A 13,353-nucleotide genomic window follows, 5' to 3' on the forward strand; every position below is an offset into this window, starting at 1 on the left:
ACGTGTGTTCGTGCAGGTGCTTCGATAAACTGGACTCCATGACTGAGTCTTTAGTAGTAAATGTTGCCTGGCCATATGCCAATGGCCCGCGCCACATCGGTCACGTGGCTGGCTTTGGCGTTCCCTCTGACGTATTCGCCCGCTTCCAGCGAATGCGCGGCCGCAACGTACTCATGGTCTCCGGCACGGATGAGCACGGCACCCCGTTGCTGGTCCAGGCCGATAAGGAAGGCGTATCCGTCCGCGAACTCGCGGACCGCTATAACCGCCAGATCGTCAACGATCTGGCCAACCTCGGCTTGTCGTATGACCTTTTTACCCGCACTACCACCCGCAACCACTACTCGGTGGTGCAGGAACTTTTCAAGGGCCTCAATGAGAATGGCTACATGCTTAAAGAGACCACCAAGGGGGCAATCTCGCCGTCCACCGGCCGCACGCTGCCGGACCGCTATATCGAGGGCACGTGCCCCATCTGCGGCGCGGATGGCGCACGCGGTGACCAGTGCGATAACTGCGGCAACCAGCTGGATCCGGTGGACCTCATTGACCCGGTATCCAAGATCAACGGCGAAACGCCGCAGTTCGTAGAAACCGAGCACTTCCTATTAGATCTGCCATCGCTGAAGGACGAGTTGCAAAAGTGGCTTTCTACTCGCGAGGATTGGCGCCCGAACGTGCTGAAGTTCTCCCTCAACCTGCTGGAGGATATGCGCCCGCGCACCATGACCCGCGATATCGACTGGGGCATTCCCATTCCGGTGGACGGCTGGCAGGACAATAACGCGAAGAAACTGTACGTGTGGTTCGATGCCGTCGTGGGCTACCTGTCCGCCTCCATCGAGTGGGCGCACCGCACCGGCCAGCCGGAGGCGTGGAAGGAATTCTGGCAGGACCCAGAAACCCGCCACTATTACTTCCAGGGCAAGGACAATATCACCTTCCACTCGCAGATCTGGCCGGCGGAATTGCTGGGCTATGCGGGCAAGGGCTCGAAGGGCGGCGAGCTGCACCAGTACGGCGAGCTGGACCTGCCCACGGAAATCGTGTCCTCGGAATACTTGACGATGTCCGGTTCCAAGTTCTCCTCGTCCAAGGGCGTGGTGATCTACGTTAAGGACTTCCTGGCGGAGTTCGGCCCGGATCCGCTGCGTTACTTCATTGCCGTGGCTGGCCCGGAAAACAACGACGCGGACTTTACGTGGGATGAATTCGTGCGCCGCGTCAATAATGAGCTGGCCAATGGCTGGGGCAACCTGGTCAACCGCACCGTGTCCATGGCGCACAAGAACTTCGGCGAGGTTCCGGTCCCGGCGGCCCTAGAGGAGCGCGACGAGGCCATTTTGCAGCTGGCGGAGGAGACCTTTACCACCGCCGGTAACCTGCTGGAGCAATCCAAGTTCAAGCAGGCCATTGTCTCCATCATGCACGTGGTGGGCGAGGCGAATGCGTATATCGCCTCCCAGGAGCCGTGGAAGCTCGCCAAGGATGAAACCCAGCGTGAGCGCCTGGCCACCGTGTTGTGGACCGCCCTGCAGGTCGTGTCTGACTGCAACGTCATGCTCACCCCGTTCCTACCGTTTACCGCACAAAAGGTGCACGAGACCCTGGGCCGCACCGGCGAATGGGCCGCGCAGCCTGAGGTGCGCGAGGTCAAGGACGATATCCCGGTTGAGCTCGTGGGTGCGGGGCTTCCCCCAGAAAACCACGAATATCCGGTGATTATGGGTGACTACACCCAGCAGCAGGCCAAGTGGGAGCGCATCCAGGTGGCACCGGGTACGACCTTGGCAAAGCCGAAGCCGCTCATTTCCAAGCTGGATCCAGAGCTCGGCGAAACCGGCCCGGAATGGGCACCGGTGATGAACTAGCTGGGTAACCCCAGCGTAGATACAAAGGCGCGGTGGCCAATCCCAATGAGAGGGGGAGGCCACCGCGCTTTTGCTATGCCTTAAAGGCTCTGCCTAGTGCTGGAAATCGCGCTGTAGGTGAACCAGGCCCAGGCGCACGCCGTCCTTGGTGTGGATATTGGGCATGCGGCCGGTTTCTATGAACCCAAACTTCTTGTGTAGCGCAATGGAACCGGCATTGGTATCGACGATATAGGTAATCATGGTCTCGATATAGGGATCATCGGCGGCGATGTCCATGAGGGCATCGAGAAGCTCAGAGCCCACGCCCTTGCCCTGGGCTGCGGGGGAGATATATACGGAATCTTCGACGGTGCCGTAATAGATGGCGGGCGTGACGAATTGAAAGTAGGCGGCCCAGCCGATGATTTCATCATCGTCTACGGCAACGAGCACGGGCGAGCCGGCCTTGGACAATTCTTTTAGCCAATCCTCGCGCTCAGAAACCTCTTCTTGCCAGGTAATGAGGTTATTGGCCGGTTTAGCCGCGGAGGCGGCGTTGTAGATGGCGGAAATGGAGGGGGCATCGGCAAGCTCGGCGGGGCGAATATGCATCAAAAGTCCTTTACACCAGAAGTTCTAAGTGGGTGAGGCTAAGCCAGTGATCGAATTTGTAGGTTACCTCTTTGAGAGTTCCCACGTTTTCAAACCCGAACTTTTCATGCAACTTTAATGATGCCGTATTAGTAGACACGATTAAGGCGAGCAGTGCATGCACCTTGTCATCCGCCCGGGCGCGGTCTACCAGCTCGCCCATAAGGGCGGTGCCCACGCCTTGGCCCTGGGCATTGGGGGAAAGGTAAATCGTGGTTTCATAGCAGCCCTGCCAGATGCGCGGATCGCGGTACGGGTGGTAGAGCGCCCAGCCCAAGTATTCGCCCTCGTCGGTTTCGGCAACGAGGGAGGGGCAGTCCATGTCCTGGATGTGGCGCAGGTGTTCTTCGCGCTCAGCCACGGTGGCGGGGGTGGAATCAAAGATGACATCGGTATGCTCGATGGCCCAGTTGAGGGTATCGGTCATGGCGGGGACATCGCTCAGGTCCGCTGGTCTGATTAACATAGCTGCCAATATTACAATTGCGGGTATGTCTAAAAAGAAGCCACGTCCTACTCCCATTCCGGCCCCAGGGCTCAGCGGCCTCAGCGATGCGCATACCCACCTTTTCTCGCATAAAGACACCGACGAGGTGCTGGTCAACCGCGCCCGCGCCGCCGGGGTATCCCGCCTGGTTACGGTAGGCGATGACCGCCGCGAGTCCGAAGCTGCGCTTGCGACCGCGCGCGCTTTTCCCAATGTCTACGCCGCCTGCGCCATTCATCCGGTGCGGGCGAATGAGTTAGACGCGCCCACCAAATCCGCCTTGGAGAAAATGGTGGCGGATCCGCACTGCGTGGCGGTGGGGGAGACCGGCATGGACGCCTACTGGGTCCACCACGAACCGGAGACGACCGCGAGCTTGGTGCAACAAGAAGAATCGCTGCGTTGGCATATCGATCTGGCGGTGCGCACCGGCAAGACGCTCATGATTCATAACCGCGAGGCAGACAAGGACTTGCTGCGCATTCTTGCCGATGCCCCCACGCCTGAGACCGTCCTGCTTCACTGCTTTTCCTCGCCGTTGCGGGTGGCAGAAGAAGCGCTCGAGCGCGGCTACGTATTGTCCTTTGCAGGAAATGTCACCTTCAAGCGCAATGCCGAGCTGCGCCAGGCGGCGGCGCTGGCCCCGGCGGGGCAATTGCTCGTGGAAACCGATGCACCGTTTATGACCCCAGAGCCGTTCCGCGGGCAGCGCAACGAGCCATCCCTCATCGGGCACACCTATGACTGCATCGCCCGGGCGCGCCACCAGACCACGCAGGCCTTGGCGGCGGAGGTCAATGAGACATTTGACCGCGTATATGGGCTCAATACAGAGCAGTAGTGAGGATCGTCACAAAATTAAATCCGCTGGTCGCTGGTGGCATGGGTGCTGGATGTGACAACTGTTTTCGCCAGTTATAGCTGTGGTGTGGTGCTTCTCGACTTTTCGCGCCCGTTATCGTATTGTTATTGATTGTTCGTTGAGGCTTTATGCCTTTACCTTCCCGCAGCGCTGCTCCACAGGGGAGTAGTCGCGGCATAGCCGCTGGTTTCCCTGGCCAGCGGCAACAATTGTGATACTGGATAGACAGCACCACTGGAGATTAACTACACATGGCACCTCACCACATTAAGCGCATCAATAACTCACGTTCCCTGCCGCTGCGCCTGGCAACGGGTGGCGTCTTGAGTACCCTCGCTGTCGGCGGTGTCGTGGCGGTTGCCGCGCAGAAGGACCTGGTCGTAGACGTCAACGGCGACAAAGTAGAGCTGGCTACCTTTGCCAAGGACGTGGACGGTGCCCTGCAGGCCGCCGGCGTCCAGGTGGGCGAAGAGGACATCGTATCGCCCGCACCGTCTGAGTCCGTAGCCGATGGCGATGAGATCTCCGTGCGCACCGCCAAGCCGGTCGCCGTATCCATTGATGGTGAACAGCAACAGCTTTCTACTACCGATCTCACCGTTTCTGATCTGCTCAATAATTTACAGGGAGTAAACCCGGGGGCTGCCGTGAAGTCTGGCGAGGATGACGTGGATAAAGATGCGCAGCTAAAAGACGGCATGGATCTAGAGGTCGTTTCCCCTAAGATCATCAAAATCAATGATGGTGGCAAGAACACCTACACCAAGATTGCCGCTAAGACCGTGGGCGATGTGCTCAAGGAGCGCAATATTAAGCTCGATGAGGATGACCGCGTCTTCCCAGCCAAGGAAGAAAAGGTCACCGAGGGCATGTCTATCAAGGTAGAGCGGATAGACATCCAGACCGTGGAGTCCACCGAGGAATTCGACGCTGAGCCGCATTACGTGGATGACTCTGAGCTGGAAGCCGGCGCCGAGGAGGTGCGCGAGGAAGGCCAAAAGGGCAAGCGCGAGATCACCCGCAAGGTGGTCATGAAAAACGGCAAAAAGGAATCCGAAGAGGTCATTAAGGATGACGTCATTGTAGGACCAAAGCCTGTGACCATCGCCCGTGGCACCAAGCAGGCGGAGCCGGAACCGCAAGGCGGTAACTCGGGCGCAGCGGCCCCCGCCGTAGCCGATGGCTCCGTATGGGATGCCATCGCGCAGTGTGAGTCCAACGGTAACTGGTCCATTAATACCGGCAATGGTTTCTCCGGTGGCCTGCAGTTCGCGCCGTCCACTTGGGCTGGTCTCGGCGGCACCGAATACGCCCCTGAGGCTTGGCAGGCCACCCGCGAGCAGCAAATTGCCGTGGCACAAAAAGTGCAGGCCGCCCAGGGCTGGGGTGCATGGCCTGCATGTACCGCCAAGTTAGGGCTGCGCTAAAACGCAAGCGCAGCACCGCGCACAGCGCACCGCACCCTGCGTCGCTTCGGCGCGGGGTGCGACTTTCTGCATTCTTCTACTAGGTTAGAGAGCATGACTGATTCCCCGGGCGCCGCGCTTTTAGGACCAGTAGAAATCCGCGCTTTAGCGGAGAAACTGGATATCACGCCCACCAAGAAACTGGGGCAGAATTTCCTCCATGATCCCAATACCATCCGCCGCATCATCGCGGCGGCGGACCTGGACCCCACAGACCACGTCGTGGAGGTCGGCCCTGGGTTGGGGTCGCTGACCCTCGGGTTGGTGGAGACCGTCCAGGATCTCACCGCGGTGGAGATCGATCCGCGCTTGGCCGCGCAGCTGCCGGAAACGGTGGGCGAGCGCGCGGAGGACTACGCTAAGCGCCTGCGCGTGGTGGAAAAGGACGCGCTGCGCATGACCAGCGAAGATGTCGCTGCACCTACGGCGCTGGTGGCCAACCTGCCTTATAACGTGGCGGTGCCGGTGCTCCTGCACTTTTTGGAAACCTTTCCCTCCATCCGCCGCGTGCTCGTTATGGTGCAGCTGGAGGTGGCGCAGCGCCTCGCTGCGGAGCCCGGCAGCAAGATCTACGGCGTGCCTTCCGTGAAGGCTGGCTTTTATGGCGCGGTGAGCCAGGCTGGGACCATTGGCAAGAATGTCTTTTGGCCCGCGCCCAATATCGCCTCCGGCCTGGTGCGCATCGATGTCTTTGATACCCCGCCTTGGCCGGTTGACGATGCCGCGCGCGCTGCGGTCTGGCCGCTTGTCGATGCCGCCTTTGCCCAACGCCGCAAGACCCTCCGCGCCGCGCTATCGGGCCACTACGGCTCCGGCGCGGCCGCCGAAGAGGCGCTGTGCGCGGCCGGAATCGATCCGAAGCAGCGCGGGGAGAAGCTTGCTGTTGCAGACTTCGTACGATTGGCAGGACTACAGTGAGCGCACCACACGGAAACGAGCCGATCACCTATACCGCGCATGCGCACGCCAAGGTCAATGTGCACCTTGGCGTGGCAGAACCGCGGGAGGATGGCTTTCACGAGCTGGTCACGGTCTTTCAGTCTTTAAGCCTGCACGATACGGTTACGCTGACTGATTTAGGCAACGCCGAAGTGGATAAGCCACGCGTGCAATACCTCAAGGTATCCGGTCCGCACGCAGCGGGTGTGCCCGAGGACGATACGAACCTCGCCTGGACTGCGGTAGACCGCATCATGCAGCACTTGTATGTCACCCGCGGGGGCATCAAGATACCGGAGGTCGGCCTTGAGATTTACAAGGCCATTCCCACCGCCGGCGGCATGGCGGGCGGTTCCGCGGATGCCGCGGCGGCGCTGCGCCTTGCCGAGCGCTGCTACGGCCGTTATTACGGAATCGATTCGGTAGGAGAGCACATTCTGGATGCCTTGGGCGCCGCTCTTGGCTCCGACGTACCGTTTACCCTGCTGGGCGGCACGGCGCTAGGCACCGGGCGCGGGGAGCAGCTGACCTCCATGATGACAAGGGGCACCTATCACTGGGCGCTAATCGCCTCTGATCGCGGCCTTTCGACGCCTAGCGTGTTCCGCAAGCTCGATGAATTGCGCGATGCGGGGAGGGTTAGCGCACCGGCCCTTGATACCACGGAGATTTCCCAGGCGCTTATCTCCGGCGATGCCCACCGCGTGGCGGCGCACCTGCACAATGATCTGCAACCCGCCGCGCTATCCCTGCGCCCAGATCTCCGCAAAACCTTGGAGGCAGGCATGGATGCGGGAGCGCTCAACGGCATCGTCTCCGGCAGCGGTCCTACCTGCGCATTCTTATGCGCCACCCGGGAAGACGCGGAGGACGTTGCAGCGCAGGTCAGCATAGAAATACCGGGCACCAAGGGCGTTGTAGCCCAGGGCCCGGCTGCGGGGGCGGAGGTGATCTAGCTTAGGGCGATTGGGGGGGGGGGCATCGCCAAGCAAGAGCACTAGCGCGCTGGAAACTTAGAGTACGGCCATTTCGGTGGGCTCGAAGTCCAACTCGTAGCGGTCGGTTTCCTTACCGCGCAAGAGGTCGATGACAACGAGTTCCTTCTTCTGCGCATCCGTGATGTAGGCATAGCCATTGGCCGCCTTCAGGATTGGGCCTGGCTGCTGCCATTCCTCGTTTTCCTTCCACTTGGAAGTCGCGTCGATCTGCTTGGTGATTTCACCGGAGTCTGGGTCGATGACATTGAGCTTGCCGTCGGTAGTAAGCACTAGGGCCTCGCCCATGGGCCCGCGTGCCAGCGAGCGGAACCAGTAAGAGCCGTCCAAATCGACCTTCTTTGCGGAGTAGTCCTCGGTATCGATCAGGGCCACCGAGGTGGGGTGCTCGGAATCGGCATCCTTGTCGGTCTTATTATCGGCCAAGATGACGTTCGATTCCTCAGAACCCGCGGCGTTTCCGGAGCGCTGGTAGCCATCGGCACCTGCATAGTCGGAGACGTCTACCTTGTGGAATTTAGAGCCATCAAAGACGACGGGGCCATCTTCGCAGCCGAAGAAGAGCTTGCCATTTTCAGCGGCTGCTTCGCCGTGGACGCCTGGGCATTCGGTGGTCTCTTCCAAGACCTTGCCGTCCTTATCTAGGTGCTGGATGGTGTGGCGCTCGTCCTCGGTGCCCTTGGTGATGACCACGGAGCCATCCTTGAGCGGGACGGCCACGCCGTGGTGTCCTTCGCCCGTCTTGACGGTGTTGACCGGCTTGGCGTCCTTGGAGCCGATATCCTCAGTCTTATAAATCTTGGCTACTCCATCGCCATCAGAAAACAGGGCGGTGAAGCCGTCGTGGTGGACCACGTGGCCGGCGTGGGGCGCCTTGATTTTTTCATCGCCAAGCTCTGGATCCGCGGTGTAGTAGTGGTTGTGGTCACCGTGGGCCTTGGTGATGCGGCCCGTATCGTAGGTAAGGAAGTTATCGCCCTTGGTCACCATGACGTGGCGGTCATTGCCGGCATCGTTGAGGCGGAGGAAGGCGTTCATATCCTCTTCATCCAAGATATCGCCGGATTTGGCATTGTAGGTGGTCAGACCCCCAGCGTGGGAGAAGACGATGCGCGTGGGAAGCTGGGCTACCTCGGTCTGGCCTTCCTCGGCCTCCATGCCGTCGTGGGAGTGGCCCTCGTGATCATGATCGTGGTCATGATCGTGTTCGTGGCTTTCCGTGGTGGTGGATTCGCTGGTGTTTTGGGCGTCGGTGTCTTCTTCAGGCGCCGAGCAGGAGGCGATGGTGAGCGCAGTGGCAGAGAGGATAGTACAGAGGGTAAGTGTGTTCTTCTTCATACGTGCGCAGGATATTGCAAGTGAAATTCGATAGCAACGTGATTGGGAATGCGGGGGTAGCAGTGGAGAGGTATTAAGATGAGTCCCTGTTATGGCAAACCTGATTAACCTCGAGCAAGTCACCAAATCCTATGGGCTAAAAACTCTCCTTGATGGGGTATCCCTCGGCGTGCAAACCGGGGACCGAATTGGCATCGTGGGCGTCAACGGCGGCGGCAAAACCACCCTGTTGGAAGTGCTCACCGGCATCGAGCCGCCGGATTCCGGCCGCGTATCTCATACCTCGGATCTGCGCATGGCCGTGGTGACGCAGCGCTTTGATTTGCCCGAAGAGCTCACCATTGCTCAGGCGATCATTGAACCCCTCGAGCTCGAGACGTATGAATGGGCCTCCAATGCCAAGGTACGCGACGTACTCGGTGGCCTGGGCATCGTGGACTTAGGGCTGGATACTCCCGTTAGCTCCCTATCCGGCGGCGAGCGGCGAAGGGTGAATCTCGCCGCAGCGTTGGTGCAGGATTTAGATCTCGTGGTGCTCGACGAGCCCACGAACCACCTTGACGTGGAAGGTGTGCAGTGGCTGGCGGATCACCTGCTCAAGCGCAACCTCGCCGTCATCGTGGTCACCCACGATCGCTGGTTCCTCGATACCATTGCCACCTGGACGTGGGAGGTCCACGACGGCACCGTTGATGCCTACGAGGGCGGCTACAACGACTGGACGTTTGCCCGTGCCGAGCGCACCCGCCAGGCCGATGCGATGGAGCAGCGCCGCAAAAACTTAGCCCGCAAGGAATTGGCATGGCTGCGCCGCGGGGCACCGGCGCGTACCTCCAAGCCGCGCTACCGGATCGAGGCCGCGGAAGCGCTTATTTCTGATGTCCCCGAGCCGCGCAACAAGGTCGAGCTCATGTCCTTTTCCAAGCAGCGCCAGGGCCGGGTGGTCATCGAGCTAGAAGATGCCACGATAAAGTCCCCGGATGGTCGCACCTTGGTCGATCACCTCACCTGGCGCCTAGCCCCGGGCGAGCGCATCGGCCTCGTTGGCGTGAATGGCTCCGGGAAAACCACGCTGCTGCGCACGCTGGCGGGAGAATACGAGCTTGCAGCCGGAAAACGCATCGAGGGCCAAACCGTGCGCTTAGGTTGGCTGCGCCAGGAACTCGATGACTTGGATCCGCAGCGCCGGCTTCTTGATGCCGTCGAGGATGTAGCCACCTACGTCCAGCTAGGCAAGAAGGAGCTCAGCGCATCGCAGTTGGCCGAGCGCCTCGGCTTTTCCGCCAAGCGTCAGCGCACCCCGGTTGGTGATTTGTCTGGTGGCGAGCGCCGCCGCCTCCAGCTCACCCGCGTTCTTATGGCAGAACCCAATGTTTTGCTCCTCGATGAGCCCACTAACGATCTGGATATCGATACCCTCCAGGAACTGGAGTCCCTGCTCGATTCCTGGCCGGGTACCCTGGTGGTCATCTCGCACGATCGCTACCTCATCGAGCGCATTGCGGATAATACGTACGCGCTATTTGGCGATGGCAAGCTGACGAACCTTCCCGGCGGCATCGACGAGTACCTGCGCAAGCGCGAAGAAATCGAGGCCGGCAAGAACACTGGGGTTATAAACCTGGGAGAAAAGAAGACGGGTGCGCCGGCGCCGAAGCCGGAAAAGAAGCTTTCTTCCCAGCAAGAGCGCGAAATCACCAAGAAGATGAATGCGCTTGAGCGGAAGATGCAGAAGCTGGAGAAATCCGCTGCGCAGATCAATGAGAAATTGGCCGCGGCGGCAGAAGAAGTCGATACCGAAGCGATGACCCGGCTTGATACGGAATTAAAGGACAACCGCAGCGCCTATGAGGATTTGGAGATGGAATGGCTGGAGTTAGGGGAGAAGCTCGAGCAGTAGAAGCTCGCATCGCCGATATCGTCCGCCACCTCGATCCGTGGGGCGTTATCGGCGCCGCCATTCTGTCTACCCTGGGCCTTACTCCGTCTATTTTGCCCCGCGATTGGCCCTATCAAGGCCTGATTTCGGGCCTTGCAGCTGGTTTCGGCTACGTGGTGGGCATCGGCGTGAAGCTGGTGTGGTACCGCTTCGTCGTGAGCAAATGGGCAGATAAGTATCCCTGGCTTGCCGCCTCCGCTTGGGAGCCAAAGCGCTACCGATTGCTCGCGCGCATCGCCACAGGTGCGTTCATCGCCTGGCTGGTCGGTTTCGTTATTATCGCCGTGCGCTGGCAGCGTGAGCTCGCGGGCGTATATTCCGTGCCCGCGCCATCCATGTCCAGCTACCTGCTGGTGGTGCCCTTGGCGCTGGCGGTATTTACCCTCTTCCTGCTGATCCTGCGCTCCATTATCTTTTTGGTCCGCTGGTTGGCGCGGCGCTTCCCGCAGCGGTTTCGCTCCACCTACCGCCGCCTGGGGGCGGTATTAATCGTTGCGGTGATTGCCATCTACACCGTTGAAAACATCATTCCCGGTGCCATCGTGAGCTTGGGCGATAGGGTATTTACCGCCCAAAACGCCGACCCCGATCCGGACACCCAGCGCCCCACCCTCAGCGAGCGCTCCGGATCGCCTACTTCCGATGTCGACTGGGACGGCGTGGGCTTGCAAGGCTCCCGCTTCCTAAGCTCCGGTGCGCATAAGGACGAGCTAGAGCAGGTGACCGGCAAACCCGCCAAGGAGCCCATCCGTGCCTACGCCGGCCTGGGCAACCGCGACTCCAATGAGGGGCGGGCGCAGCTGCTTATCGATGAACTCGAGCGCACCCACGCCCAAGACCGCAAGGCCCTCCTGCTGACCATGACCACCGGCACCGGCTGGGTATCGTCCTATTCCGCGCAAGCCTTCGAATTGCTCTATGGCGGGGATACCGCCATCGCCGCCGCACAGTATTCCGCCATGCCGTCCGTCTTTCACTTCTTTGGCGGCGGTAGCCAAGTAGAGCGCGCCGGGGAAGAATTCATCAACCCCATCGTGGACTGGTGGAATTCACTGCCAGAAGATGATCGGCCCAAGCTCTACCTCTACGGCGAGTCCTTAGGCACAACCGGCATCGAGGCAGCCTTTTCCGGTGTGCGCGATATCGCCAATTCAGTCGATGGCATCTTATTGACTGGCCCGCCGCACTTTAATCGGTTGCGCTCGCAGTTTGTGGAGCGCCGCGATCCCGGGTCCACGGAAATCTCGCCGGTCTACGCCGGCGGCCTCGTGGTCCGCTTTGCCAACGACGTGGACCAAGTTCGCCGCTGGGGACGCGTGCCGGAAGAAGAGTGGGGCAGGACCCGTATGCTGTATATCCAGCACCCATCCGATCCGGTGAGCTGGTGGTCGCCCGAATTGGCCTTCAAAGAGCCTGATTGGATGAAGGAAGATACCCCTTATTCCCGTGAGCGCGTGATGCAGTGGATGCCCATCATTACCTACCTGCAAGTTGCCGCAGACCTGCCTGGGGCTAAGGATGTTCCCGATGGTGTGGGCCATAATTACGGAACCTCTGTCCTTGATGGTTTTGCGGCCATCGCCGGGCCCGACGTTGCGCGTTCCATTGACTCGGAAGAACTGCAGCGGCAATTCGATGAACTCGATGTAGGTATTTATTAGACTTCTTGGGACGTTATACCTCCCGCGCAGTAACCCAGAACACTCAGAATGCCGTTTATATAACAAAGCCATATCGAAGTGGAGCGTATCCGGTAATAACCTTTCGCCCCCTGAAAAGTTATGACAAGCTGAAAAACATGAAGCCGATTCGAAGCGCCACCGCAGCAGTCCTGACCACCGTACTCGCCCTGTCCGGTACCACGGCAGCGGCTTCTGCGGAGCTCACCGCGGCCCCGCAGGTACAGCAGGTGTCCACCCTTGCTGAAAAGTACAACGTTACTTTGCCCAGCTTCCTCCAAGCTGCACCCGATGCCGAGCCGGAGGTGGCCGCGGAAGAAGCGGCCACGGCTGAAGCCGCCCCTGAGGCACAGGCGCCCGAGGCTCCACAGGTTGCCGCTGACTTGCGGGCAGCCACCGCGGACCACTTGGCTCAGGCCGGTCACCACCCAGATGAGAACGCTGCCGCCATCGCGCAGGAATGGGCAAACCAGGGCGCAAACGGTAAGCTTACGTACTACGGTGACGTCGCAAGCGGCGTTACCCACACCGAGGAAGGGCAGGGCAACGTTTACCGTCTGTCCGAAGAACAAGCTCAAGAGCGCCTCAACTGGTTTAACCGGGGCCTCGAGGTGACCCCTGGACCTGAGTACGGTTATGGCGTCGCCACCGCCTTCGACGGCGAGTTCATCTACATCGCGGAGTACTTCCTCAACTAGTTCTTAGCTTCCGCGGAACCTGCCCCCGATTCTTCCGAGGCCCGCGCGCATGGCAGAGCAGCCATGACGTAGTGGACACATCATTGGTAGAATCGGGGGCATGATTTTGATTAACGTTCAGTTCCACGTAAAGCCTGAATACGCCGATACCTTCCTTGATGAGATCAACTGGTACACCGAGGCTTGCAACGCAGAGCCTGGCTGCATCGACTTCAAGTGGTACCGCGATCCGGAAGACTCTCAGCGCTTCCTGCTGCTCGAGTCCTACGCTGATGGCAAGGACGTAGAGCACGTTCAGGGCGAGCACTTCAAGCGCGCCTGCGACGAATTCCCCAAGTACCTGGTAGAGACCCCAGACATCATCAATGTCCACATCGATGGCCGCACCGGTTGGGACAAGATGGGCGAGTTCGCCGTCGACTAATCTCGCCGCTTAACACCAAAGA

At 60.0% G+C, this 13,353-nt stretch carries 12 protein-coding genes; 9 read left to right on the forward strand and 3 right to left on the reverse strand.

Annotation, left to right across the window (positions count from 1 at the left end; genetic code table 11):
• Positions 1 to 38: 38 nt before the first annotated feature.
• Positions 39 to 1,871 (forward strand): methionine--tRNA ligase, encoded by a 1,833-nt coding sequence (gene metG / locus HMPREF1267_RS04480; protein WP_023028548.1) that lies wholly within the window; start codon positions 39 to 41, stop codon positions 1,869 to 1,871.
• Positions 1,872 to 1,964: 93 nt separating this feature from the next.
• On the opposite strand, the gene HMPREF1267_RS04485 is transcribed toward metG, so the two are convergent.
• Positions 1,965 to 2,465, reverse strand: a complete 501-nt coding sequence (locus tag HMPREF1267_RS04485) for a GNAT family N-acetyltransferase (protein WP_023028549.1) — start codon at positions 2,463 to 2,465, stop codon at positions 1,965 to 1,967.
• 10 nt (positions 2,466 to 2,475) lie between these two features.
• Positions 2,476 to 2,970, reverse strand: coding sequence for a GNAT family N-acetyltransferase (locus HMPREF1267_RS04490; protein ID WP_023028550.1), 495 nt, complete (start codon positions 2,968 to 2,970; stop codon positions 2,476 to 2,478).
• 25 nt (positions 2,971 to 2,995) lie between these two features.
• Between HMPREF1267_RS04490 and HMPREF1267_RS04495 the strand changes: the two genes are divergently transcribed.
• The 4 genes from HMPREF1267_RS04495 to HMPREF1267_RS04510 all read left to right on the forward strand — a co-directional run bounded on the left by HMPREF1267_RS04495 (position 2,996) and on the right by HMPREF1267_RS04510 (position 7,214).
• A complete protein-coding gene (locus tag HMPREF1267_RS04495; protein ID WP_023028551.1) occupies positions 2,996 to 3,832 on the forward strand; it encodes a TatD family hydrolase in 837 nt (278 codons plus the stop codon).
• A gap of 272 nt (positions 3,833 to 4,104) precedes the next feature.
• Positions 4,105 to 5,280, forward strand: coding sequence for a resuscitation-promoting factor (locus tag HMPREF1267_RS04500; RefSeq protein WP_023028552.1), 1,176 nt, complete (start codon positions 4,105 to 4,107; stop codon positions 5,278 to 5,280).
• Positions 5,281 to 5,373: 93 nt separating this feature from the next.
• Positions 5,374 to 6,237: a 16S rRNA (adenine(1518)-N(6)/adenine(1519)-N(6))-dimethyltransferase RsmA gene (gene rsmA, locus HMPREF1267_RS04505; RefSeq protein WP_023028553.1), complete on the forward strand. Its 864-nt coding sequence runs from the start codon at positions 5,374 to 5,376 to the stop codon at positions 6,235 to 6,237.
• Positions 6,234 to 7,214, forward strand: a complete 981-nt coding sequence (locus HMPREF1267_RS04510; RefSeq protein ID WP_023017641.1) for a 4-(cytidine 5'-diphospho)-2-C-methyl-D-erythritol kinase — start codon at positions 6,234 to 6,236, stop codon at positions 7,212 to 7,214. The genes rsmA and HMPREF1267_RS04510 overlap by 4 nt, the downstream gene beginning before the upstream one ends.
• Positions 7,215 to 7,271: 57 nt before the next feature.
• On the opposite strand, the gene HMPREF1267_RS04515 is transcribed toward HMPREF1267_RS04510, so the two are convergent.
• A complete protein-coding gene (locus HMPREF1267_RS04515; protein ID WP_023028554.1) occupies positions 7,272 to 8,591 on the reverse strand; it encodes a hypothetical protein in 1,320 nt (439 codons plus the stop codon).
• Between the two features lie 91 nt (positions 8,592 to 8,682).
• Between HMPREF1267_RS04515 and HMPREF1267_RS04520 the strand changes: the two genes are divergently transcribed.
• The 4 genes from HMPREF1267_RS04520 (at position 8,683) to HMPREF1267_RS04535 (ending at position 13,331) form a co-directional block, all read left to right on the forward strand.
• A complete protein-coding gene (locus HMPREF1267_RS04520) occupies positions 8,683 to 10,491 on the forward strand; it encodes an ABC-F family ATP-binding cassette domain-containing protein (protein ID WP_023028555.1) in 1,809 nt (602 codons plus the stop codon).
• On the forward strand, positions 10,458 to 12,191 hold the full coding sequence (locus HMPREF1267_RS04525; protein WP_023028556.1) for an alpha/beta-hydrolase family protein: 1,734 nt from the start codon (positions 10,458 to 10,460) through the stop codon (positions 12,189 to 12,191). The genes HMPREF1267_RS04520 and HMPREF1267_RS04525 overlap by 34 nt, the downstream gene beginning before the upstream one ends.
• Positions 12,192 to 12,328: 137 nt before the next feature.
• Positions 12,329 to 12,907 (forward strand): hypothetical protein, encoded by a 579-nt coding sequence (locus tag HMPREF1267_RS04530; RefSeq protein WP_023028557.1) that lies wholly within the window; start codon positions 12,329 to 12,331, stop codon positions 12,905 to 12,907.
• Positions 12,908 to 13,007: 100 nt separating this feature from the next.
• On the forward strand, positions 13,008 to 13,331 hold the full coding sequence (locus HMPREF1267_RS04535) for a putative quinol monooxygenase (protein WP_005279956.1): 324 nt from the start codon (positions 13,008 to 13,010) through the stop codon (positions 13,329 to 13,331).
• Positions 13,332 to 13,353 lie beyond the last annotated feature (22 nt).

The organism is Corynebacterium sp. KPL1824, assembly GCF_000478095.1.
GTDB lineage: Bacteria > Actinomycetota > Actinomycetes > Mycobacteriales > Mycobacteriaceae > Corynebacterium > Corynebacterium accolens.

Bases quoted from the DNA above. Each gene is read 5' to 3' on its own strand.
- HMPREF1267_RS04490 (WP_023028550.1), bottom strand. From the start codon at position 2,970: ATGTTAATCAGACCAGCGGACCTGAGCGATGTCCCCGCCATGACCGAT.
- HMPREF1267_RS04515 (WP_023028554.1), bottom strand. From the start codon at position 8,591: ATGAAGAAGAACACACTTACCCTCTGTACTATCCTCTCTGCCACTGCG.
- HMPREF1267_RS04520 (WP_023028555.1), top strand. From the start codon at position 8,683: ATGGCAAACCTGATTAACCTCGAGCAAGTCACCAAATCCTATGGGCTA.
- HMPREF1267_RS04530 (WP_023028557.1), top strand. From the start codon at position 12,329: ATGAAGCCGATTCGAAGCGCCACCGCAGCAGTCCTGACCACCGTACTC.
- HMPREF1267_RS04495 (WP_023028551.1), top strand. From the start codon at position 2,996: ATGTCTAAAAAGAAGCCACGTCCTACTCCCATTCCGGCCCCAGGGCTC.
- rsmA (WP_023028553.1), top strand. From the start codon at position 5,374: ATGACTGATTCCCCGGGCGCCGCGCTTTTAGGACCAGTAGAAATCCGC.
- HMPREF1267_RS04535 (WP_005279956.1), top strand. From the start codon at position 13,008: ATGATTTTGATTAACGTTCAGTTCCACGTAAAGCCTGAATACGCCGAT.
- metG (WP_023028548.1), top strand. From the start codon at position 39: ATGACTGAGTCTTTAGTAGTAAATGTTGCCTGGCCATATGCCAATGGC.
- HMPREF1267_RS04485 (WP_023028549.1), bottom strand. From the start codon at position 2,465: ATGCATATTCGCCCCGCCGAGCTTGCCGATGCCCCCTCCATTTCCGCC.
- HMPREF1267_RS04525 (WP_023028556.1), top strand. From the start codon at position 10,458: ATGGCTGGAGTTAGGGGAGAAGCTCGAGCAGTAGAAGCTCGCATCGCC.
- HMPREF1267_RS04500 (WP_023028552.1), top strand. From the start codon at position 4,105: ATGGCACCTCACCACATTAAGCGCATCAATAACTCACGTTCCCTGCCG.